The organism is Enterococcus lactis, from assembly GCF_015751045.1.
Classification (GTDB): domain Bacteria; phylum Bacillota; class Bacilli; order Lactobacillales; family Enterococcaceae; genus Enterococcus_B; species Enterococcus_B lactis.
In genome coordinates this window covers 41,357-65,505 of record NZ_BNJW01000003.1, presented here as the reverse complement: position 1 = coordinate 65,505, position 24,149 = coordinate 41,357, and the positions used below count along the sequence as shown (strand labels likewise).

Below are 24,149 nucleotides of genomic sequence, written 5' to 3'. Positions count from 1 at the left end.
CTTTTTAGTCCACTTCTTTATTTTCAAAATTGAAAGGCTCTTTCATGATGGCTGAGCTGATAGGGCGTTTATCAAATTTTTGTCCTACAGAAATTAGATGGACTAAATTCTGTTGATAATTTTCTGCAAAAACACAACTATATAACACGTCTAGAAGATAACAAATCGATGTATTGATCGTAAAATTACCAATTTTTGAATACAGTCGTTCGCGTGTCGTAAGTCGCAAAGCGGCTGTACTCATTGAGGATAGCGTTGAATCACCGATACTGGTCAAAGCTAAAATTGGAACATGATTTTGTTTCAATATTTCTGCGGTACGAAGGATCACATTGTTTTCACCCGTATAAGAAATCAGAATCCCGCACATATCACTCGTGCAATTGTACGCTTCATAGAACGATTCACCAAAAGTGGTGACAATCGTGACATCCATTTTGATGCGCTTCATTTTCAGCATGAAATCTTGAGAAATCAAAGTATTCGAGTTACTGGCGAAAATCACGATTTTTTTTGCTTGAAGCATTAGTTGTTTGGCTTTTTGCAGTTGGTCATGATGAATGAGAGAAAGTGTATCTTGAATCGTCATCTGTTCTAAAGAAGCCATTTTATTTGCGATCGTCATAATACCGTCTGTGGTGGAAAAAGGAAGATTCGCATCTACGTCTTGAAAATTCCCTTCAAGATAGGCTGTTTCAGCTAAAAAAGCATTACGAAAACTGACCCAGCCATCAAAACCCATTTTTTTTGCTACACGGATGAGTGTGGACGGGTGGATATAACATCGCTCAGCAATCTCTTGGATGGTCATTTCGCCAAGTGCTGGAGAATCGCTTAAGAGAAACTGAATCACTTCATTTTCTGAAGGAGAAAAGGAGATTTCTTTGATTTTTTCACGTAATAACATGTAGATACCTTCTTCTAGTTTTTTTACGTAAATTATAACTTTTTTGAAAATGATTTGTAAACGGATTTATGTTATATAGCTTAATAAAGTCATTTTTTGACAAGATATTTACAAAAATCCAGTAGAAAACACTAACTTTTGTAAATGTTACTGGAAAGAAACGAATTTCTATTGTTTGTTTTGTTTACAAAAAAGATAATAAAAGTGTAAAAAGCAAAGGAGTGAGAACATGGCAAAAGGAATCAAAATCGCTACGATTGGTGGAGGCAGCAGTTACACCCCCGAGTTGATGGAAGGATTTATCAAAAGATATGAGGAATTACCGATACGAGAAATCTGGCTCGTAGATGTAGAAGAAGGAAAAGAAAAGCTTGAGATCGTCAGTCAGATGTCTCAGCGTATGTGGGATGCTTCTCCGTATGAAGTCAAGATCTATGCAACTTTGGATCGGGAAGAAGCATTGAAAGATGCGGATTTTGTTACGACTCAGTTTCGTGTCGGTCAATTAGATGCACGAATCAAAGACGAGCGGATCCCTAGTTATTATGGGATGATTGGGCAAGAAACAAATGGTGCTGGCGGGATATTCAAAGCTTTTCGTACCGTTCCAGTGGTTTTGGCAATCGTTGAAGACATGAAGCGTTTATGTCCAAATGCTTGGCTGATCAATTTCGCGAACCCAAGCGGGATGGTGACAGAAGCAGTTATCAGATATGGCAAATGGGATAAAGTGATCGGATTATGCAATGTGCCAGTAATGGCGATGATGACAGAACCAGCAATGCTTGGCAAGAAAAAAGAAGAGCTGATCTACAAGTTTGCCGGTCTAAATCACTTCCATTGGCACAAAGTAGCAGATAATAAAGGAAATGACCGCACAGCAGATTTGATTGATCGTTTATACGATGAAGACAATGGATTGCCGAAAAATATCTTTGACATCCCGTTTTTCAAAGAACAATTAAAACAAATGAACATGATCCCTTGTGGCTACCACCGCTATTACTACCGTGAAGAAGAAATGTTGGAACATGCTTTAGAAGAATATCAAACGATTGGTACAAGAGCGCAACAAGTGAAAGAAACAGAAGCAGAGCTGTTTGAATTATACAAAGATCCAGAATTGGATCATAAACCTGAACAATTGCAAAAACGAGGTGGTGCTTATTATTCAGATGCTGCCTGTGAAACGATTGCTTCGATCTATGGAAATAAAGAAACACAGATCGTGGTGTCTACAAAGAATGATGGAGCTGTTCCTGATCTGCCGGCAGATTGTGTAGTAGAAGTCACTGCCTATGTTGGCGCACAAGGCGCACGAAATGTAGCGTTTGATTCCCTTCCTGCTGCTGAAAGAGGCTGGTTGCAAGTAATGAAGAATATGGAATTGCTGACGATCGAAGCAGCCGTGACTGGTGATTATGGAACAGCTTTACAAGCGTTTACGATCAATCCGCTTATACGATCAGGAAAGACAGCAAAACGGATCATGGATGAGTTGTTTATTGCACATCAGCAGTATTTACCGCAATTCAAGGAAACAATCAGCCGGTTAAAAGCAGAAGGAATCGAAGTCCAAGATGAACTGGCAAGAGAATTGTCAAGCAATACACATGTAATGGAGGAAGTATGATGGGATTCAGAAAAGATTTTTTATGGGGCGGTGCTACAGCAGCCAATCAATGCGAGGGTGGTTATGATGAAGGCGGACGTGGGTTAGCGAACGTAGATGTTGTGCCAATCGGAAAAGACCGTTTTCCTGTCATTACTGGAAAAAAGAAAATGTTTGAATTTGATAAAGATCATTTTTATCCAGCAAAAATTGCGATCGATATGTATCATCATTATAAGGAAGATATTGCTTTGTTTGCAGAAATGGGGTTCAAGACTTATCGGATGTCCATTGCTTGGAGTCGTATTTTTCCAATGGGCGATGAAAATGAGCCAAATGAATCTGGTTTGAAATTTTATGAGGATGTCTTTAAAGAATGTCAAAAGTACGGGATCGAGCCGCTTGTGACGATTACACATTTTGATTGTCCGATGCATTTGATCAAAGAATATGGTGCGTGGCGTTCTAGAGAACTCGTTGGTTTTTATGAAAATCTGTGCCGAGTCATCTTCAATCGCTATAAAGGACTTGTCAAATATTGGTTGACATTCAATGAGATCAATATGATCCTTCATGCACCATTCATGGGCGCAGGGCTGTATTTTGAAGAAGGAGAAAATGAAGAACAAATCAAATATCAAGCGGCACATCATGAGTTGGTTGCAAGTGCCATCGCAACGAAGATCGCTCATGAAGTAGATCCGGAGAACAAAGTAGGCTGTATGCTGGCAGCAGGAGCATATTATCCATACACTTGCAATCCTGAAGATGTTTGGGCTTCTAGAAAATCAGATCGAGAAAATTATTTCTTCATTGATGTCCAGTCACGAGGAGAATATCCCGCTTATGCATTGAAAGAAATGGAACGAAATGGCATTCAGATCAAAATGGAACCTGGGGATGCCGCATTGCTGAAAGAACATACTGTTGATTTTATCTCCTTTTCTTATTATTCTTCTCGAGTTTCGACTACTGACAACGAACTCTTGGAACAGACTGCAGGAAATATCTTTGCTTCTGTCAAAAATCCATATCTGGAAGCAAGTGAATGGGGTTGGCAAATTGATCCATTAGGCTTGAGAATAACGATGAATGATATTTATGATCGTTATCAAAAACCACTATTTATTGTAGAAAACGGCTTAGGTGCAGTCGATACGCCCGATGAGAATGGTTATGTGGAAGATGACTATCGAATCGACTATCTGGCAGCACATATCCAGGCAATGAAAGATGCAGTAGAATTAGATGGAGTCGATCTATTAGGCTATACGACTTGGGGATGTATTGATTTAGTATCAGCTGGTACAGGTGAGATGAAGAAAAGGTACGGATTCATTTATGTCGATCGTGACAACGAAGGAAATGGCACATTAGCCCGTTCGAAGAAGAAATCATTCAACTGGTATAAAAAAGTAATTGATTCAAATGGAGAAAATCTTTCGAATGATTGATCAATGATTTGTAAAAGTCTATTGTTTTTCAGCGGATTTTTCGAGTATAATAAAGCTATTCGAGAAACGCAAGCAGAACAATAGACTTTTTTTCGCATTGGCTGTAAAGTATGCTTACTTGATTAAGTAAAGGAGAATCTACATATGTATGATGTAATCGTTATTGGCGCAGGTCCTGCTGGGATGACTGCTGCTTTATATGCTTCACGTTCAAACTTATCCGTATTGATGATCGAACAAGGCGCCCCTGGCGGCCAAATGAACAATACGGCAGAAATCGAAAACTATCCTGGTTTCGATTCAATCATGGGTCCTGATCTAGCTTATAAGATGTATGAAGGTGTTTCAAGATTTGGGACAGAAAATGCTTATGGAATCGTGCAAGATATCAAGGATCACGGCAGCCACAAAGAAGTTATTTGTGAAGATAAAACTTACGAAGGAAAAACAGTCATTATCGCAACAGGCTGTATCCACCGTAAATTAGGCGTACCTGGCGAGGAAGAATTTGCTGGACGTGGCGTTTCTTACTGTGCAGTTTGTGATGGTGCGTTTTTCCGTAACAAACGTCTAGTAGTGATCGGAGGAGGAGACTCAGCAGTAGAAGAAGCCATCTATTTGACACAATTTGCTTCTGAAGTAGTCATCGTCCACCGTAGAGATGAATTACGTGCACAAAAGATCATCCAAGACCGTGCATTTGCGAATGAAAAAATTTCCTTTATGTGGGATACAGTCGTTGACGAAATCGTTGGGAATGAAATGGTAGTGACAGGTGTGAAAGCACGTAATGTCAAAACCGGCAATGAGTTTGATTTGGCAGCAGACGGAGTATTCATCTATGTTGGACTGGATCCATTAACTGCACCATTTAGAGAAGCAGGGTTGACGAACGAAGCTGGCTGGATTCCAACAGACAACGAAATGAAGACGAATATACCAGGCGTTTTTGCCATCGGAGATGTTCGTGAAAAAGATTTGCGACAAATCACTACTGCTGTTGGTGATGGTGGGATCGCTGGACAACAAGTGTATAAATACTTGGAATCTTTAGAAGAAACAACTGCATAAGTTTAAAAAGAGTGGAAGAACGGTTTCAATTGTTCTTTTACTCTTTTTTTTCGCGTGAAATCTACTGAATCCGATTTATGCGAATACTTGCAACCGTGCTTGATAAAAGAATCCTTTCTTGATTTAAGCGTTTTTTAGACCTCGTACTTTCATATCTAATAAGTGAATGCTATACTTATTAAGAACCATATTTCAGAAAGAGGTGTTATTTTCATGTCTTGGGAACAAGTGTATGAACAATGGGTACATGAAGAAAATTTAGAAGAAAACTTAAAAAAACAATTAAATGATCTGGGTGAAGATCCTGAAAAACTTGAAGATGCTTTTTATGCACCGTTGGAATTCGGTACTGCAGGCATGCGGGGAATCTTAGGGCCTGGGATCAATCGAATGAACATCTATACGGTAAGACAAGCAACAGAAGGACTTGCACGTTTCATGGATACACAAGGCGAAGAAACAAAACGCCGAGGTGTCGCTATCGCTTATGACTCACGCCATCAATCACCAGAATTTGCCATGGAAGCAGCCAAAACATTAGCACATCACAATATCCCATCTTATGTATTCGAAAGTCTACGTCCAACACCAGAGCTTTCTTTTGCAGTCCGTCATTTGAAGACGTTTGCGGGAATCATGGTAACCGCATCCCACAATCCAGCAGCTTACAACGGATATAAAGTCTACGGAGAAGATGGGGGACAAATGCCTCCTGCAGACGCAGATGCATTGACGAAATATGTCCGTGAAGTCAGCAATCCGTTAAAAGTTGAAGTATTATCTGACGAAGAAGCTGAACATAGCGGATTGATCACGATCATCGGAGAAGAAGTGGATGCCGCTTATCTAGAAGAAATCAAAGCAGTAACGATTGATCATGAATTGGTGGAAACAATGGGGAAAGATTTGAAACTTGTGTACACACCACTTCACGGAACAGGAAAAATGTTGGGCGAACGTGCGTTGAAACAAGCTGGATTCGAACAATTCGTACTAGTTCCAGAACAAGCTGTCGCAGACCCAGATTTCACTACAGTCAAATCACCAAATCCAGAAGAACACTCTGCTTTTGAGTATGCGATACGACTTGGCGAGAAAGAAGGCGCTGATTTGCTGATTGCAACAGATCCTGATGCAGACCGTTTAGGTGCAGCCGTTCGTTTGCCAAATGGCTCCTATGAAGTTTTGACCGGAAACCAAATCGGAGCACTGTTTGCTCAATATATTTTGGAAGCACACCAATCGCGAGGCACTTTACCTGAAAACGCAGCGGTATTGAAATCGATCGTTTCTAGCGAATTACCTACAGCAATTGCGGAACACTATGGGGCTACCATGTTCAATGTATTGACAGGATTCAAATTCATTGCTGAAAAAATTCAACAATTTGAAGAAGATCATTCCCATACTTTTATGTTCGGATTCGAAGAAAGTTACGGTTATTTAGTTAAACCTTTCGTTCGCGACAAAGACGCGATCCAAGCATTGCTCTTATTAGCAGAAGTAGCAGCTTACTATAAAAAACAAGGCAAAACGTTGTATGACGGCTTGCAAACGATTTTTGAAACCTATGGCTACTACGCAGAAAAAACGATTTCTGTGACAATGAGCGGACAAGAAGGCTCTGCGAAAATCTCTGCTTTGATGGAAAAATTCCGTGAAGAAGCACCAACAGAATTTGCCGGAGCAAAAGTCATCCAAACAGAAGACTTCAAAGAGTTGACGAGAACAAACCGTGAAGGAAATGTAGAAAAACTAACGACACCGCCATCTGATGTATTGAAGTATACGCTGGAAGAAAATGGCTGGATCGCTATCCGTCCTTCAGGAACTGAGCCGAAAATCAAGTTTTATATCGGTGTAAAAGGAAACTCTTCAGAAGACGCAGCTGAAAAAGTAGCCGCTTATGAAGCGATTATCCAAAAGATGACAGAAGAATAAAAAAACTTGAGACTGATGGAAAAAGTGGTAAACTTTAGAAGTCAGTCTTTTTTCAAGTTGGAGGTGAATGGATTGCCAGACACGCAAAAAACAAAAGTAGAGAAAGTCAGCCAACTATTCAAAATGTTGAGTGACCCCACTCGTCTCAAAATTCTGCTGTATCTGAAAGACGGGGAACAAAATGTGACAGCAATCACCCAAGCAGTGGAAATGGAACAATCTGCTGTATCGCATCAACTGCGTTTATTAAGAGAAAACCATGTCGTCAAGTCCCATCGTGAGGGAAAAGCGATTTTGTATAGTCTTGATGATTCTCACGTACTGGATATTTTGAACCAGACACTCAAACATGTGGAACATCAATAACGATAGGTGCAAATAGAGACAAACTGGACTGTGTCAACGAATCTTCTTCGCTGACACAGTCCAGTTTTTTTAAAGAAAAATTGTTAGTCTGTTTCTTCGGTGGTTTCAGTTCCATAATAACTATGGTCTTCTAGGTCTAAAGCATTCAAAATAAGCGAAGCTGTTTCTTCAATAGATAAAGAAGCGACATTGATTACTACGCAGCCCAATTTTTCATAAAGATCATTCGCAAAATCGAGTTCAGCTCGTATTTTTTCGATATCGGAATAAGCAGTATCAGGATTTAATCCGTAAGAGCGCATCCGTTCTTTACGGATATTGTTTAAAATATCTGGGTTATTCGTCAGTCCCACGATTTTTTTAGGATCGATCTCCCAAAGCTGTTTGGGAATATGTGCTTGTGGGATCAAAGGTAGATTGGCAACTTTTAAATTTTTGTTAGCTAAAAACAAGCTCAAAGGCGTTTTGGAAGTTCGGGATACGCCTAGCAAAACGACATCTGCTTCTAGAAACCCACGAGGATCTTTCCCGTCATCGTATTTTACAGCAAATTCCATTGCTTTGATCCGTTTGAAATAGTTCTCATTCAATAAATGAAGGGCGCCAGGTTGCCGAATGGGCTTGATACCAGTTAAGCGCTCGATTTCTGATATCGGCGGAGTCATCACATCAAAACTAAATAATTGATGTTCTTCACAAAAAGAACGCGTCATCTCGATCAATTCTTGATTGATCAATGTGTGCAGGACAAGAGCTTTTTCTTCTAGTGCATCTTGCAGTGCCTGCATCAATGTTTTCTCATCTGTCACAAATGTTCTGCGGAATAAATTGAACTCAACGCTAGGATATTGGGCCATAGTGGCTTGCGCTAATTTTGTCGCAGTTTCTCCAGCAGAGTCGGAGATGACAAAAAAAGTAACGATTTCTGTAGAATCGGAAGACATGGATAAAACCTCACTTGCATTTTTTTTATGTTTATTATACCATACTCTAGAATGTGTACTTCGTAATCATTTTGATTTGGAGGAATAAGTCATGAAAAAACAGACATTGATCGAACAATCACTAGAAACATTGAAAAATAACGGTTTTAAATATACTAAAAAAAGAGAAGCATTGTTAACTTATTTAGTGAAGCGCAATCGCTACGTATCAGCTAAAGAAGTTTTTGACTATATGAATCAGGAATTCAAAGGAGTAAGTTACGATACGATTTATCGAAATCTCCATGATTTTGCAGAAATCGATTTACTGGAAGAAACCGATTTAAATGGAGAGATGAAGTTTCGTTTTCATTGCTGTCAAGGGGAAATCGGCCATCACCATCACTTTATCTGTACGGTGTGCGGAACAACGAAAGAAATCCATATGTGTCCAATGAATTATTTCGAAGAACAGCTCGGTGGATGTACGATCGAAGGGCATAGATTCGAGATTTTCGGAAGATGTGAAAATTGTCAATAAGGATTTAAATAAAATAACATTTGATAATTTTAAAAAAAAGCAAGATTTCCTTGACGGTCAAAACAGCATTAGATATAATATTTACAGGACAGTCTTGTTTTTTGAGATATATTTCAATAACAATTACGGTTACTTTTTAAGCTCGGAGGGAGGGAATTAACATGTCAAAAACAGTCGTTCGCAAAAACGAATCACTTGACGATGCTCTTCGTCGCTTCAAACGTTCCGTGTCAAAAGCGGGTACTTTACAAGAATCTCGTAAACGTGAATTCTACGAAAAACCAAGTGTAAGACGCAAGAAAAAATCTGAAGCAGCTAGAAAACGCAAAAAATTCTAGTTCTGTGATGAATTGGAGTTGGTAGTGTGTCACTACTAAGTAGATTAAACGATGACATGAAAACAGCGATGAAAGCGAAAGATAAGGAATCTTTACAAGTCATCCGAATGATCAAGTCATCTATACAAAACGAGCAGATTAAAGAAGGTCACGACTTGACAGAAGAAGAAGAATTAACGGTGTTGTCTCGCGAAATGAAACAGCGACGTGATTCTTTGCATGAGTTTGAAGAAGCAGGACGTGACGATTTAGCTGAAAAAGTAAAAAGTGAAATTGTGATAGTCGAAAAATACATGCCGGAACAACTTTCCGACGAAGAAATTCGACAACTTGTTCAAGAAGCAATCACACAAACTGGTGCTTCATCAATGAAAGAATTTGGCAAAGTCATGGGTGCGATCATGCCTAAAGTCAAAGGAAAAGCAGATGGAAACCAAGTAAATGCCATTGTGAAAGAACTATTACAATCTTAATTTTATCATTTAAACTGCGGACAATCATTGTCCGCAGTTTTTTTGTGCTCGTAAAAAAGAAATCTAAAAAATAGCTAGACGAAAGAATAGGATTCTTTCATCTAGCTGGTTTTTTCCTGTTTAATATTTCTTATGTTAAATTGTGTTTGATCTGGTTATTCTTCTGGTAGTTCATTTGCTTCTTGTTTGTACCCTGATAGGCGATAGGCGTAATAGAAGAGTAAGCTGCCAGCGTAACCAAGTAACGTTGGGACCATCCAGCCAAGTCCTAATGCAGCAAAAGGAACGTGATGATGATAAAATTCGAGCATGCTTGCTACAACTCTTTGTTGACTCACTAAAGCAGGCGAATTTGCCAGCATATCCAATACGGCGGGAACAGCAGCAAACAACATCGTTACTTGATAGACAAATGGTGTCTTTTGGAAAAATTTTGCTGTTAAGGAAAGCAAGATCAACGCAAGCGACAATGGATACAAAAGCATCAATACTGGTAAAGACCATTGGATGATATTGTCCAAACCAGCATTTGCAACGACAAAAGAGACGAAAGTCGTTAACCGCAGCCATGTCATATAACTGACTTTAGGGAACAGTTTATGGAAATCTTGTGCAAAAGAAACAACGAGTCCCATAGCGGTAGTGAAGACACCTAATGTGACCATCACTCCTAAGAAGCTAGCGCCGAAGTTACCTAAATAAAAATTAGTGATCTGAGAAAGTGCAGTTCCGCCATTTTCTGATAAAGACATCTTATTCAAACTCATCGCACCGAGAAGAACAAGACCAAAATAGATCATGACTTCTAGCGCAACGCTCAGGCTACCAGCTTTTGCTGTTAATTCTGTGACTTTTTTATCTTTGAAACCAAGGTCACGGACTGCATGGACAAAAGTGACACTTAAGGCAAGCAAGGCTACTGCATCAACCGTGTTATAACCTTCTAGGACACCATTTGTTAAAGCGTTTGTTTGGTAAGTATCTGCAGCAGATTGATTTAGATTTCCCATTGGGTGGAATAAAGAAACGACAAAAATGATTGCTAATAATGCAAGAAACAAGGAGTTTAGATACTTTCCGACGTATTTGACCAACCGTGTGGGATGGACAGTAAGGAAATAAGCAAGTAAAAAGAAAAGAGCAGAGAATAAAAACATACCTAATGAATTATATTTTTCAGGCAAAAATGGTTTAGCAGCCATTTCAAAAGCAGTAGCAGCTGTCCGTGGTGTACCGAAAAATGGTCCGATCGTCAAATGAACAAGGATTAAGAACAAGGCAGCATACCATTTTCCGACAGGTTTAGCTAAGTCATACAGACCATCACTTTTTGTCACTACTACAGCTAAGATAGCTAGTAATGGGAAAAGAGCGCCTGAGATGGCAAATCCTACGCCAGCACTGACCCAGTTTGCGCCAGCCATTTGACCTAAGTGGACAGGAAAGATTAGATTACCTGACCCGAAGAACATCCCGAAGATAAGTGAACTGACCATCAATAGTTGTTTCCATGAATAAGTTTTTGTTTCTTCCATAAATTTTTCCTCCAATAATTATCATTTTGATTGACGATATAGACGTTGCAGCAATTAGTAATGCCACTAATATCAGATTCCATGAAAACCACCACCTTAAAATATAAAAAAAAGCCCTTTTCCACTTGGGAAAAGGGCTCTAGATTCTAGAACGGTACCACCTTTTTTCGCTTAAAAAAGCTTCTTCATTCACGGACGCTTTTTGATAAAGTTATCCGCTAGCCTGATAATGGAGGCAGCCACAATGATCTACGTTTTCGACATTGACTCGGAAATGATGTTCGTCTATTCGATTTATTGTCATTTCTCACTTACATGACTCACTGGGAATAAATCGTTGAATAGCCTACTGTTTTCCTCGACGCTTTGCTGTATGTTTATTTGTTGACGTAATAATACACCTGTTTTTTTTGAAATGCAAGAATATTTTAACTATTTTGTTTTCTTTTTTTGAAACAAGAAAAATACCTAGAGAATACCTGCTGAATGAAACGGAATATTTTGTTCTCCACTTTCATATAACTTACATTCTCAGATTCTTTTTATCAAAACGAGACCTTTAGCGAATGAAAAACGGCTATTTTTTAACGTTTCTTGGTACGTATGGTTAAGCGACTCTTTTACAACCTTTTCTTATTTGCTATATAGTTTCTTCTGAGTATGGTAAAATAGGAAAGAATGAATCGAAAAAAAGGGGATGTCTATTTTTGACGGAAGAGTCTAGTTCTTTAGAGATTAGATTGACAGCTGCTGATGATGTCAGCATGCTTTTAGGTGCACACGACAAGCATATAAAACTGATCGAGGAAACAACGGAAACAACCATCCATACACGTGGAGAAATCATTCAGATCATTGGTGAACAATCCCAGATTTCCTTGGCTGCCTCAGTCATTCGGACATTACAGGAATTGATCAAACGAGGAATCCACGTAAGTACACCAGATGTTGTGACGGCACTGAAAATGGGGCAAAAAGGTACATTAGATTATTTTGTTGAGATGTATGAGGAAGAGATCGTCAAAGACCGTAATGGAAAACCTATACGGGTAAAAAACAGCGGTCAAAAGAAATACGTTGAATCGGTAGCCAAACATGACATCGTATTTGGTGTAGGGCCAGCCGGAACAGGGAAAACGTTTCTTGCCGTAGTATTAGCAATTGCTGCCTTAAAAAAAGGCGAAGTGCAAAAAATCATTTTGACACGGCCCGCTGTGGAGGCAGGGGAAAACCTAGGCTTTCTACCCGGGGATCTGAAAGAAAAAGTGGATCCTTATCTGCGGCCTGTTTATGATGCTTTATACCAAATTTTTGGATTGGATCATACGAACCGATTGATGGAACGAGGCGTGATCGAAATCGCACCTTTAGCTTACATGCGGGGGCGGACATTGGATGATGCATTCGTTATCTTGGACGAAGCACAAAACACGACAGTCGCTCAGATGAAAATGTTCTTGACCCGTCTCGGTTATCAATCAAAAATGATTGTCAATGGGGATACAAGTCAGATAGACTTGCCTCGAGGGACGACAAGTGGTCTTGTTCATGCAGAACGAACACTAAAGCAAATCAAAAAAATCGATTTTGTTAATTTTGAAGCAAGTGACGTTGTTCGGCACCCTGTAGTTGCCGAAATCATCAAAGCTTATGAAAAGGCGGATCTTCATCAAGAATAAGCTTTGCTTAGGAGGATAAGCACATGTTGAATAAAACACTGCAGAAACTACAAGAAAAACTCGGAAAGGCAGCATTGCCTTTCCTTCTGTTCTTGTTTTTTATCATTGTCTGCGGCGTTACATTTAGTAGTGTCAAACAAAAGGCCAATGATTTTAGAGAAGGCCAAGTAGCAGAAGAGAGTATCCGTGCGAATAAAACGATCGAGAACACGGAAGAAACCGAACAAAGAAGAAAACTGGCAGCAGAAGCAGTGACTCCAGAATATACTTATCAAAAAGATCTGGCAGATGACCAGAACAATCGGATCAAGCAATTATTCGAATTGATCGATAAGACGAATGATACCATCAACAAATCTTATAATGACAAGGTAGATAAGGCGAAGGAAGATGAAAATATCCCGAAACCTACTACAGAAGAGCGGATTGCTACACTGAAGAAAAATTTTGAAAACGTGAATGCAGAAAACGTTGCGTTTTACCAAAAACTGCCGAACAATTTTTATTCGACGATATTTGAAATGACTGAAACGGAAATTCACACGGTTAGGGATGAAAGTTTGAAGCTCATTGACGAACAGATGAGTAAACAAGTTCGTGAAAGCGAATTGGAAGCTTTTAAACAAGAAGCAGAAGATCAGATTCAATATTTGAATGTCACAACAGAGCAGCAACAAATGATTCGCTACTTAGTGGATCAAGGCATTGTAGTCAATGATGTATTGAATGAGAAAAAGACAGAAGAATTAAAACAATCTGCACGAGAAGCTGTACAACCAGTGATGATCTTCCAAGGAGAAATCATTGTTCGCGAAGGAAATCAAATTGATGCTTCAGCGATGAAAAAATTGGAATTACTAGGATTGACGAATCAAACGACTTCGATTTTCCCACTCATTGCCATGGTTTTAGCTGTTTTGCTTCAAATCGGTGTACTGATTTATAATTCACTCCAATTTCAAAATGCAGGAGAAAGAACAAAATACGTACTTTTCTACGTGACAGCAATGTCAGTCAGCGTCGTACTAATGAAATTTTTCCAACTCTTCCAAACAGAACAAGCTGCTTATATTCCGCTGTTTTACCCCGCGGCTTTTGCTCCACTTGTTTTAAGCTTTTTCTTGAATCGAAGAGCAGGGATCATGGCTGGTATTTTCCAAGCAGTATCCGCACTTTTCATTTTTTATGATTCGATTGGCACGAACTTTCTGACAGTTATTTTGATGTCCTATGTATTTTCTGGTCTCATGGCAACGATCGTCAGACGCAAACGGATCTCAGAACAAGGGTTATCCGCTGCTATGTGGGTCATTATTTTTCCTGTGATGATGGATGTCATTTTGATTATCTACCAAGGAATGAGCTTTGGGGATGCAACGACTTGGTTAACGCTAGTCTGCGGATTCACAGGTGCATTGTTCTCATTCTTGCTGACGATAGGTCTGCACCCCTATATTGAATTGATGGTCAATGATGATAGTGTGATCGTATTAAATGAACTCAGCAATCCTAATCATCCTTTATTGAAACAGTTGCTGGAAGAAGCACCAGGTACGTATCACCATAGCATGATGGTAGCCAATCTAAGTGCTAATGCTGTAGCAGAAATCGGTGGACGTTCTTTACTAACTCGAGTAGCTTGCTATTATCATGATATCGGCAAGATCAAACACGCCAGCTTTTTCGTTGAGAACTTGCCTTCAGGAGCGGAAAATCCGCACAATTTCTTATTGCCAGAAGACAGTAAACATATTATCTTTGGACATGTGACAGATGGTGCCAAAATATTGGAAGATTATAATATGCCGCAAATGGTGATCGATATTTGCAGACAGCATCATGGAACCACGCTGATGCGTTATTTCTACGTTAAGGCAAAGGAACGCAACCCGGAAGTCACGGAAGAGCAATTCCGTTATCCTGGACCAAAACCTCAAAGCCGTGAAGCAGGAATCGTCAATATAGCTGACAGTTGTGAAGCGGCAGTACGGGCAATGGACCATCCAACGAGCGAAAAAATCGAAAGTTTTGTCCATAATCTTATAGAAGAGCGTATTTCCGATGGACAATTGGACGACAGTGGATTGACGTTAAAAGAAATCCGTAAAGTAGAAAAATCATTGATCAGCGGTTTAAGCAGTACCTTCCATTCTCGGATCAAATATCCTAAAATGAAATCGGAAGTTGAGAAGATAAAAGAAGAACAAGAAGAATAGCAAGAAGAATAGAAAGAAGCGATGTATAATGGATATTACTTTCATGGATGAAACAAACCAAGTATCAGAAGAGAAAATGAAAGAAATCGACGACTTGTTGCAATTTGCAGCATCATATTTAGAGTTGCCAGAAGAAACAGAAATGTCTGTTACTTTCATGGACAACGCAGCAATCCAAGTAATCAATCGTGATTACCGTGGAAAAGATGCACCGACAGACGTCATCAGTTTTGCCTTGGAAGAAGAGGGCGAAGACGAAATCCCAGTGATTTTTGAAGATGGAGAGAATCCATTACCTCGTGTACTGGGAGACATCATGATCTCTACTGAACGTGCTGCAGAGCAAGCAGAAGCTTACGGCCATTCGTATGATCGGGAACTTGGCTTTTTAGCGGTTCATGGATTCTTGCATATCAACGGGTATGACCATATGACACCAGAGGATGAGAAAGAAATGTTTGGTTTACAGAAAGAGATCTTAGATGCCTATGGACTTAAAAGATAAAAACGTAGAGAAAAACAAACATTTCCTGATGTCCGTGGAATTTGCCGTCCAAGGAGTCAAAACCGTTTTTGAGGAAGAACGCAACATGAGGAAACATGTTGCGTTCGGAATCCTCGCTTTGTTTATGGGCGTGATTTTCCAACTTGATCGGATAGAATGGTTATGGCTGCTTTTAGCTGTTTTTCTCGTATGGATAGTAGAGATCATCAATACTGTTTTTGAAAATGTCGTGGACATGTTTACGGATTTTCATTTTCATCCGATTGGGAAAAAAATCAAAGATATGGCAGCTGGAGCAGTTTTAGTGACCGCTTGTTTTGCCGTTATCGTTGGGTTGATTTTATTTGTCCCTAAAATATATCATTTGTTGTTTAATTAAAAAGGAGAACGTATATGCCAGAACATAAATCAGGGTTTGTCGCAATCGTCGGCCGCCCGAATGTAGGAAAATCCACTTTATTGAATCGAATCGTGGGTCAAAAAATTGCCATCATGAGTGATAAGGCACAGACAACTAGAAATAAAATCCAAGGAGTATATACTACACCAGAAGCTCAGTTGATTTTTATTGACACACCAGGAATCCATAAACCAAAGCATCGTTTAGGAGATTTTATGGTAGAAGCAGCTTACAGTGCGTTGAAAGAAGTGGACGCGGTCTTATTTATGATCAGCGCTGATCAAAAACGCGGTCGGGGAGACGATTTTATTATTGAACGTCTAAAAAACGTGCATTCTCCTGTTTATCTGATTATCAATAAAATCGATAAAATCCATCCAGACGAGTTGTTGGGAATCATTGAAGATTATTCAACGCAGATGCCCTTTGCACAAGTGATTCCAATCTCTGCTGCAGAAGGAAACAACGTCGAACGTTTGATGGATGTATTAGTCAGTGAAATGCCAGAGGGCCCACAATATTTTCCAGATGATCAAGTGACTGATCATCCTGAATACTTCATCGTTTCTGAATTGATCCGTGAGAAAGTCTTGTTTTTAACACGAGACGAAGTGCCTCATTCTGTCGCAGTCGTTGTTGATTCGATGAAGCGAAACGAGAATGATAAAATCCATATCCAGGCTACGATTATTGTCGAAAGAGATAGCCAAAAAGGAATCATTATCGGCAAAGGCGGAAAAATGCTGAAGCAAGTAGGAACGAAAGCAAGAAAGGATATCGAAAATCTTTTAGGAGACAAAGTCTTTCTAGAACTTTGGGTCAAAGTTCAAAAAGACTGGCGAGACAAAAAAGTCTATCTGCAAGACTTCGGCTACCGAAAAGACGAATACTGATATTCTGAGCTTCTTGTAAGTTAGGTATAGAAATAAACTGGATAAAAATCCGCGTGTTGAGAAAAGCTGCGGAAGATCGCAACATAAATGATCTGGATCGGCAGAATCTGCTTTTCCAGATTTATTTTTTAGGAGGGAGAATATGAGCCAGCTTGCAGAATCAAAAGGCTTGATTTTATCTAGCCGTAATTACAAAGAAAAAGATAAATTAGTCAAAATCTTTACAGAATCTTCTGGCAAAATGATGTTTTATATCAAAGGGATCCATCGGCAAAATCAGCCCTTAGCTCCGGCTTTGCTCCCTTTTACTGAAGCAGTTTATATCGGGAATTTTCGAAGTGAAGGTCTGTCATTTTTAAGCAGTGTCAAAGATGTCCATGCGTTTCGACACATCCAAGAAGACATCTTTTTGAGCGGCTATGGCACATATTTATTGAATCTAGTAGATGCGGCAATCGAAGATCATCAGTACGACCCGCATTTGTTCCAGTTTACGCAACAAGCACTGCAACGGATGGACCAAGGAGATGATGCAGAAATCATCACGAATATTTTTGAAGTCCAAATACTGCAACGCTTCGGAATTGCACCAATCTGGACACACTGCGTCGTATGTGGGGAAACAAAAGGAAAATTTGACTATTCTTCCAAATATGGTGGTGTGATATGCGAAAGACACTGGTCGATGGATGATCACCGTTATCATGCAGATCCTCGAGCTGTTTATTTCGTTCGGATGTTTTCAGCTATTTCTTATGATAAAATCAGTGGAATCCATCTGAAAGAAGAAACCAAACAAGCAATCCGTGAACTCATCGACCAGCTGTATGATGAATATGTCGGTATCCATTTGAAAAGCAAAAAGTTCATTGATCAAATGAAGTCTTGGGCACACGTATTAAAGACGCCAGAGAAAGACATGTCTGAAAAAGATCTACCTAAAAAAGAAGAATAGTAAATGAAACATACAACAAAAAATCAAAACCATTTGACAAACACAGGGAGTTCCGTCTATTATTAACCGTAGATCAAATAGATCGTTCACTGAGAGGATCTATTATAGAAACAAGAAAACTGCAAAATGAATACGTACATTGACCAAGATCAGTAAAAAACACGTGGTTTAGCGAGTTCGGGAGAGTGGGAGCCGGACCCAAACGATTTTTGAAGAGGCACTTGCGAGTACGATAAATGAAGCTGCCGAATCTTTATTCGGAAGTAGGGTGGAACCGCGAATTATTCGTCCCTATGTCTGTAATCAGACATAGGGATTTTTTGTCGTTTTCTTTCCTGTATTCTTATTTGACAGCAACTCTTTAAAATTGAAAGGGGCAAAACAGATGAGTAAAAAATTGACCGTCCAAGATATGATTTTAACATTACAAAAATTTTGGTCATCAAACGGCTGCATGCTGATGCAAGCGTATGACACAGAAAAAGGAGCAGGTACGATGAGCCCATATACCTTTTTACGGGCAATCGGACCAGAACCATGGAATGCTGCTTACGTAGAGCCATCTCGCCGACCAGCTGATGGACGTTATGGCGAAAACCCAAACCGTTTGTATCAGCATCATCAATTCCAAGTCGTGATGAAACCTTCACCTGAGAATATCCAAGAACTTTATTTAGAAAGCTTGCGACTTTTAGGAATCGATCCATTAGAACATGACATCCGTTTTGTTGAAGACAACTGGGAGAACCCATCCATGGGCTGTGCCGGTGTGGGTTGGGAAGTATGGCTTGACGGAATGGAAATCACACAATTCACGTACTTCCAACAAGTTGGTGGACTGCCTTGTAAACCAGTAACTTCTGAGATCACTTATGGACTAGAACGTCTTGCTTCTTATATCCAAGAAGTTGAAAGTGTCTATGATTTAGAATGGGCTGATGGCGTGAAATATGGCGAGATCTTCAAACAACCAGAATATGAACATTCCAAATATTCTTTTGAAGTAAGTGACCAAGACTTGTTACTAAGCAACTTTGATCGTTTTGAAAAAGAAGCTAAACGCTGTATCGATGAAAATCTTGTTCATCCAGCGTATGATTATATCTTGAAATGCAGCCATACATTCAATTTATTAGATGCTCGCGGTGCAGTATCCGTAACAGAGCGTGCCGGTTATCTTTCTCGCATCCGCAACATGGCTCGTGCTGTAGCCAAAATCTTTGTGGCAGAACGCGAAAAATTAGGATTCCCTTTGTTGAATAAAAACACAGCAAATCCAGAAACCGTGAAGGAGGCTGAATAAGATGGCAAAAGACTTATTACTTGAAATCGGGCTGGAAGAAATGCCTGCCCATGTTGTCACACCAAGCATGAAACAATTAGAAGAAAAAACAGCAAAATTTTTAGATGAAAACCAATTGACTTATGGTACGATCGAAACATTTTCCACACCGCGCCGTTTAGCAATCAAAGTAACAAACATTCCAGAACGTCAAGCGGACAGTGAAGAAGAAGTCAAAGGACCAGCCAAAAAAATTGCTTTGGATGCAGATGGAAACTGGACGAAAGCTGCGGAAGGATTTGTCCGCGGACAAGGTCTGACGACAGATGCTATTACTTTTAGAGAATTAAAAGGTGTAGAATATGTCTATGTAACGAAATACACTCATGGTAAGGAAGCAAAAGAAGTATTGACAGGTTTAGCAGATGTCATTAAAAGCCTGACTTTCCCTGTAACGATGCATTGGGCAGAATACGATTTTGAATATATCCGCCCTATTCACTGGATCGTGGCATTGTTAGATGACGAAGTAATCCCGTTTGAGATCTTAGATGTCAAAACAGGCAGAGCCTCTCGAGGTCATCGTTTCTTAGGCGAAGATGTGACATTTGCGCATGCAAAAGAATATGAAGAAAAATTGAATGAACAATTCGTTATTGCTTCACCGCAAAAAAGACAAGAAATGATCGTTACACAAGCCAATGAATTAGCCGAAAAAAATCATTGGGTTATTGATCTAGACGAAGATTTACTAGAAGAAGTCAACAATTTAGTCGAATATCCAACTGTCTTTTCTGGCGACTTCGAAGAAAAATATCTTTCTGTTCCTGAAGAAGTACTAGTCACTTCTATGAAAGAACATCAACGTTATTTCGAAGTACGGAACGATCAAGGTATGCTGCTTCCTCATTTTATTTCTGCTCGTAATGGCGATCGGGTAAAATTGGAAAATGTGGTTCGAGGCAATCAAAAAGTATTGACGGCTCGTTTAGAAGATGCGGAATTCTTTTATAATGAAGACAAGAAAGCTTCAATCGACCAATACGTTGAAAAACTAAAAACTGTTACTTTCCATGAAAAAATCGGTAGTATCTATGAGAAAATGCAGCGGGTACAAGTCATTGCCCATATCATTGGCGAACAAGTAGGACTATCTGAGGAAGAATTGATGGATCTGCAACGAGCTGCTGAAATCTATAAATTTGATCTAGTAACCAACATGGTAGGGGAATTTCCTGAACTACAAGGGATTATGGGCGAAAAATATGCTCTGCTGAAAGGCGAGAAACCTGCTGTAGCGACAGCGATTCGTGAGCATTACATGCCTATATCCAGTGAAGGAGAGCTACCTCAGTCTACAGTAGGTTCTGTTTTAGCGATTGCAGATAAATTAGATAGCATCTTTTCTTTCTTTGCAGTTGGGATGATTCCAAGCGGGTCAAACGATCCGTATGCCTTACGTCGCCAAGCATACGGTGTCGTTCGGATCATCGAGTCGAAAAAATGGGCCTTTCCTTTGTCTGTTCTGCAAGAAACGATTAGTGATGTTATCAGTAAAGATACGGATCGTTTCGGCATTGGTCTATCAGAAGGGCAACAACAAGTGATCGACTTTATCAAAGGGCGTCTACGCCAATTATTGACCACGAAGAACATCCGTCATGATGTCATTGATGCTGTTTTGAATGCGGAACAAAAAGATCTGACAAAAGTATTTGCAGCAGCACAACTGTTCAAACAACATCTTGCAGATGAAGACTTCAAACCGTCAATGGAAGCTTTGACACGTGTCGTGAATTTAGCGAAAAAAGCTCAACTTGAAAAACAATCAGAAGTAGACCCTAAGCTGTTCGAAAACGACGCAGAGAAAGAATTACACAAAGCAGTAGAAGCAATGAAAGCAAGTTTTGCTGACCAAACGATCCACGAAAACTACGACCAGCTTGTCGCTCTTCGTCCACTGATCGAAAATTATTTTGATCAAACGATGGTCATGGCTGATGAACCAGCAGTACGTAAGAACCGACTAACACAACTTAGTCAAATAGCTGCCATGGCTTTGTCATTAGCAAGTTTGGATCAAATCATCACAAAATAATCTTTTGTTTGAAAAACAGAGAGCATGCACGAAACGTGCTGTGTCTCTGTTTTTTTGTTATAAATATAAATAGCTGTTATTAATTCTATTTTAATAATTTTTGTTATTTTATTCTTTGTTCAAATTTTCAAAATGCTCATGAAAAGAGAGGAAATAAAAATAAAAACGATTAATCATAATCTTGTTACTGTTTTATTTACTTTTAAATTAGGAATTTCCCTAGTCAAGAAAACTGTTTGTGGTATGATTATATAGGGAAAACCTGTTTATAAATATTTCTATGAATATATTAGTTTAATTATGCTTTTAAAATAAAAAGCGGTCATTCTGATGTGAATGAATCACATCTTTATTTATCTATCATCAATATTTAGGAGTGAATCTATGGAAAAGCCGTTCGTCAAGTTATTGGCTACTGTGGCGGTAGGCACAGGCGCTATTGTGATTTGCTTGTTTGGATACCATTTCAATAATCAGCGGCAACATCATCAACGGATCAATTACGCAGAATCTGCCATCACCAATCAAAAAGACACCGTGACCTCTTTATCAAAAGAAGTAGATAAGCTGTACAGTACAAAAGAAAAAATTTTCCTAAATCCTGAAATAACAGAAGAAACAGTTTCAAATTTGTCACATAAACTATCTTCTATCAAACTTTCGGCAGATGATTATGACATCAAGGAATCAGAATTACCTAAAGAAGCTGCTGCGATCCAAGAAGAAAAGAAAGCAGTCTTAACACAGTTAGAGGATGCAGAATCAAAACTGAAGATCCAGACGGCTGTCAATAAATTATTTACTAAAAACGTATCAAACTGGCAGCAAGCTGTGGATGATGTCATCATCAAAGAAAAGTTGGCAAGTGCAGATGTCGCCCATGTACGTGAAAATATGAGCTTTTTTAAGGATAGTGCTTGGAAAACAGTCGTTATGCAATATCTAGGATTCGCTGATACCCAAATTGCACAAGTCACGCAACTAGATCAGCTATTCGATACGATGCTGAAAGATGGTCAAGTAACAGCTACTGCTACTTACGATCAATATTTGACCGCACTCAGTCTCATCGAACAGATCCGGAATGAAAAAATAAGAGCCGCATACGCGTCAAAAGCAGAAACAGTCGCTCAGCAAATGGGCTATAGCAATACGAGCTATTAATAGTAAAAGCGAGGATTCAAGCAAAGCTAGCAAACGGAGGAAACTATGGCAAAACGAAGAAGAAAATCAAGAGGGAAAAAGATATTTCTAATTATTTTAGCAATTCTTGTCGTATTAGTATTAGCAATCGTAGGAGTAGGAGCAAAATTATATCTAGATCTCTCACATTCTATTGAAAAAACTTACGAATCAGTGGAACGAACCCAAGGAGAACGAACAAAACCAGTTGATCTGGACAAACAAGAATCCTTCTCTGTCCTATTGATGGGGATCGATACGGGAGATTTAGGACGGGTCGATCAAGGACGATCAGATACGATGATGGTTGCCACAGTCAGTCCTGAAGATAAACAGACAACGATTGTCAGCATTCCTCGGGATACGTATGTCGACATCGTTGGACATGATACAAAAGACAAGATCAACCACGCTTACGCATTCGGTGGAGCTGCTATGGCAATGGATACCGTACAAAAATATGTGGACATCCCAATCGACCACTATGTTTCAATCAATATGAAAGGTCTAAAAGAACTCGTTGATGCAGTTGGTGGTATCGAAGTCAATAATGACCTCACCTTCTCACAAGATGGCTATGATTTTACGATCGGTAAAATCACATTGAACGGGGATCAGGCATTGTCTTATTCTCGTATGCGTTATGAAGATCCAAACGGTGACTACGGCAGACAAGAACGTCAAAGAAAGATCGTAGAAGGTGTAGTGAAAAAAGTATTGAGTCTGAACGGTGTAAGCAACTATCAATCTGTTTTGAATGCTCTAGAGTCGAATATGAAAACAGACATGAGCTTTGATGAAATGAAAAAGATTGCTTTAGATTATCGGGATGCATTTGGTACGATCAAGCAAGATCAGCTGCAAGGAGAGGGCTTCATGCAAGACAATATCTCATACCAAAAAGTCAGCGATCAAGAACTTGACCGTGTGAAAAAAGAATTAAAAGATCAAATGAATCTAGAGAATAAATAGGAAAGTGGAGAAAAAATGGAAGAGACAATCAGCTTGAAAGAAATTTTTGAAACATTACGCAAACACGTGATAACAATCCTCATCTCAATGTTTGCTGGCTTGGCCATCTCAGGCATCGTGACGTTTTTCATCTTGACGCCAAAATACAGCTCACAAGCCCAATTGATTGTGACACTGCCGCAATCAGATACTGCAAATGTCAATGATGTCAATACGAACCTGCAAATGATCAATACGTATAAGGATATGATTGTCAGTGATCTAGTACTAAATGAAGTCAAAGATCGTTTAGAAACAGAAGACAATGTGAAAATGACTGCTGGACAAATTAAAGATGCTATCTCCGTCAATCAGTCACAAAATTCACAAATGTTCTCGATCCAAGCAACAAGCACGAATGCAGTGACGGCTCAACAGATTGCTAATACAACGTCACAAGTATTCCAAGAGAACGCCAAAGATGTGATGAATGTCGATAAAATCTCGATCATCTCAGGTGCAGTTGCCAATACGACACCTGTTTCGCCAAATAATAAATTGAATCTAGTGATTGGCTTAGTGTTAGGAATGATGGTAGGCGTAGGTCTAGCTTTCTTATTTGAATTACTCGATCGGACAGTGAAAGATGAAAAATATGTGACGGATACATTAGGCTTCCCAATCTTAGGGACTGTACCAGAAATGTCAGCGAAAGAATTGAATGCTGGTATCCGTAAAAAAGGACCAGCTCCGACACAACCAAAAGCTACAAACGATAAAACAGCGCCATCACGCAGAAGCCGCTCAAGAGTCTAGGAGGAAAGAAA

22 protein-coding genes are annotated in these 24,149 nt (G+C 39.4%); 19 read left to right on the top strand and 3 right to left on the bottom strand.

Annotation, left to right across the window (positions count from 1 at the left end; translation table 11 throughout):
* Positions 1 to 4 precede the first annotated feature (4 nt).
* On the bottom strand, positions 5 to 907 hold the full coding sequence (locus KFO35_RS02220; RefSeq protein WP_010727063.1) for a MurR/RpiR family transcriptional regulator: 903 nt from the start codon (positions 905 to 907) through the stop codon (positions 5 to 7).
* A gap of 229 nt (positions 908 to 1,136) precedes the next feature.
* Between KFO35_RS02220 and KFO35_RS02215 the strand changes: the two genes are divergently transcribed.
* The 5 genes from KFO35_RS02215 (at position 1,137) to KFO35_RS02195 (ending at position 7,351) form a co-directional block, all read left to right on the top strand.
* Positions 1,137 to 2,540, top strand: a complete 1,404-nt coding sequence (locus KFO35_RS02215) for a 6-phospho-beta-glucosidase (RefSeq protein ID WP_156272075.1) — start codon at positions 1,137 to 1,139, stop codon at positions 2,538 to 2,540.
* Positions 2,540 to 3,973, top strand: a complete 1,434-nt coding sequence (locus KFO35_RS02210) for a 6-phospho-beta-glucosidase (RefSeq protein ID WP_002336545.1) — start codon at positions 2,540 to 2,542, stop codon at positions 3,971 to 3,973. The genes KFO35_RS02215 and KFO35_RS02210 overlap by 1 nt, the downstream gene beginning before the upstream one ends.
* Before the next feature lie 144 nt (positions 3,974 to 4,117).
* On the top strand, positions 4,118 to 5,044 hold the full coding sequence (gene trxB / locus KFO35_RS02205) for a thioredoxin-disulfide reductase (RefSeq protein WP_002291688.1): 927 nt from the start codon (positions 4,118 to 4,120) through the stop codon (positions 5,042 to 5,044).
* Positions 5,045 to 5,257: 213 nt separating this feature from the next.
* Positions 5,258 to 6,985 (top strand): phospho-sugar mutase, encoded by a 1,728-nt coding sequence (locus KFO35_RS02200; RefSeq protein WP_002291690.1) that lies wholly within the window; start codon positions 5,258 to 5,260, stop codon positions 6,983 to 6,985.
* Between the two features lie 15 nt (positions 6,986 to 7,000).
* Positions 7,001 to 7,351 carry an ArsR/SmtB family transcription factor gene (locus tag KFO35_RS02195; protein WP_002316410.1) on the top strand — a complete coding sequence of 117 codons (351 nt, stop codon included), beginning with the start codon at positions 7,001 to 7,003 and terminating at the stop codon, positions 7,349 to 7,351.
* 83 nt (positions 7,352 to 7,434) lie between these two features.
* Here KFO35_RS02195 and KFO35_RS02190 read toward each other — a convergent pair whose 3' ends face one another.
* Positions 7,435 to 8,295, bottom strand: a complete 861-nt coding sequence (locus KFO35_RS02190) for a pyruvate, water dikinase regulatory protein (protein WP_002291694.1) — start codon at positions 8,293 to 8,295, stop codon at positions 7,435 to 7,437.
* 91 nt (positions 8,296 to 8,386) lie between these two features.
* On the opposite strand from KFO35_RS02190, the gene KFO35_RS02185 reads away from it, so the two are divergent.
* The 3 genes from KFO35_RS02185 to KFO35_RS02175 all read left to right on the top strand — a co-directional run bounded on the left by KFO35_RS02185 (position 8,387) and on the right by KFO35_RS02175 (position 9,626).
* Complete coding sequence (locus KFO35_RS02185; RefSeq protein WP_002287322.1) at positions 8,387 to 8,815, top strand: Fur family transcriptional regulator; 429 nt, start codon at positions 8,387 to 8,389, stop codon at positions 8,813 to 8,815.
* Positions 8,816 to 8,976: 161 nt separating this feature from the next.
* A complete protein-coding gene (rpsU, locus tag KFO35_RS02180) occupies positions 8,977 to 9,153 on the top strand; it encodes a 30S ribosomal protein S21 (protein ID WP_002287321.1) in 177 nt (58 codons plus the stop codon).
* Positions 9,154 to 9,179: 26 nt separating this feature from the next.
* Positions 9,180 to 9,626: a GatB/YqeY domain-containing protein gene (locus tag KFO35_RS02175; RefSeq protein WP_002291695.1), complete on the top strand. Its 447-nt coding sequence runs from the start codon at positions 9,180 to 9,182 to the stop codon at positions 9,624 to 9,626.
* Between the two features lie 155 nt (positions 9,627 to 9,781).
* Here the strand turns inward: KFO35_RS02175 and brnQ are convergent, their stop codons facing one another.
* Entirely contained in the window at positions 9,782 to 11,161 is a 1,380-nt protein-coding gene (gene brnQ, locus KFO35_RS02170; protein ID WP_002291696.1) for a branched-chain amino acid transport system II carrier protein, read from the bottom strand.
* A 707-nt stretch (positions 11,162 to 11,868) separates the two neighbouring features.
* On the opposite strand from brnQ, the gene KFO35_RS02165 reads away from it, so the two are divergent.
* From KFO35_RS02165 to KFO35_RS02115, 11 genes are all read left to right on the top strand, one after another.
* Positions 11,869 to 12,840, top strand: coding sequence for a PhoH family protein (locus KFO35_RS02165; protein ID WP_002291698.1), 972 nt, complete (start codon positions 11,869 to 11,871; stop codon positions 12,838 to 12,840).
* Positions 12,841 to 12,863: 23 nt separating this feature from the next.
* Positions 12,864 to 15,056 carry an HD family phosphohydrolase gene (locus KFO35_RS02160; protein WP_002291699.1) on the top strand — a complete coding sequence of 731 codons (2,193 nt, stop codon included), beginning with the start codon at positions 12,864 to 12,866 and terminating at the stop codon, positions 15,054 to 15,056.
* Positions 15,057 to 15,084: 28 nt separating this feature from the next.
* Complete coding sequence (gene ybeY / locus KFO35_RS02155; protein WP_002291700.1) at positions 15,085 to 15,561, top strand: rRNA maturation RNase YbeY; 477 nt, start codon at positions 15,085 to 15,087, stop codon at positions 15,559 to 15,561.
* Positions 15,545 to 15,940 (top strand): diacylglycerol kinase family protein, encoded by a 396-nt coding sequence (locus KFO35_RS02150; RefSeq protein WP_002316408.1) that lies wholly within the window; start codon positions 15,545 to 15,547, stop codon positions 15,938 to 15,940. Before ybeY ends, KFO35_RS02150 begins: the two co-directional genes overlap by 17 nt.
* Before the next feature lie 14 nt (positions 15,941 to 15,954).
* Complete coding sequence (gene era, locus KFO35_RS02145) at positions 15,955 to 16,854, top strand: GTPase Era (protein WP_156272077.1); 900 nt, start codon at positions 15,955 to 15,957, stop codon at positions 16,852 to 16,854.
* 142 nt (positions 16,855 to 16,996) lie between these two features.
* The gene (gene recO / locus KFO35_RS02140) at positions 16,997 to 17,809 is read left to right on the top strand and encodes a DNA repair protein RecO (protein ID WP_002314698.1); all 813 of its coding nucleotides are present in this window, start codon (positions 16,997 to 16,999) and stop codon (positions 17,807 to 17,809) included.
* A gap of 385 nt (positions 17,810 to 18,194) precedes the next feature.
* On the top strand, positions 18,195 to 19,112 hold the full coding sequence (gene glyQ, locus KFO35_RS02135; RefSeq protein WP_002305598.1) for a glycine--tRNA ligase subunit alpha: 918 nt from the start codon (positions 18,195 to 18,197) through the stop codon (positions 19,110 to 19,112).
* Between the two features lies 1 nt (position 19,113).
* Positions 19,114 to 21,189: a glycine--tRNA ligase subunit beta gene (gene glyS, locus KFO35_RS02130; RefSeq protein ID WP_070873105.1), complete on the top strand. Its 2,076-nt coding sequence runs from the start codon at positions 19,114 to 19,116 to the stop codon at positions 21,187 to 21,189.
* Positions 21,190 to 21,573: 384 nt separating this feature from the next.
* Positions 21,574 to 22,353, top strand: coding sequence for a hypothetical protein (locus KFO35_RS02125; RefSeq protein ID WP_002377416.1), 780 nt, complete (start codon positions 21,574 to 21,576; stop codon positions 22,351 to 22,353).
* Positions 22,354 to 22,398: 45 nt separating this feature from the next.
* Positions 22,399 to 23,343, top strand: coding sequence for an LCP family glycopolymer transferase (locus tag KFO35_RS02120; protein ID WP_070873102.1), 945 nt, complete (start codon positions 22,399 to 22,401; stop codon positions 23,341 to 23,343).
* A gap of 15 nt (positions 23,344 to 23,358) precedes the next feature.
* Positions 23,359 to 24,138: a YveK family protein gene (locus KFO35_RS02115; protein WP_002308654.1), complete on the top strand. Its 780-nt coding sequence runs from the start codon at positions 23,359 to 23,361 to the stop codon at positions 24,136 to 24,138.
* Positions 24,139 to 24,149: the final 11 nt, after the last annotated feature.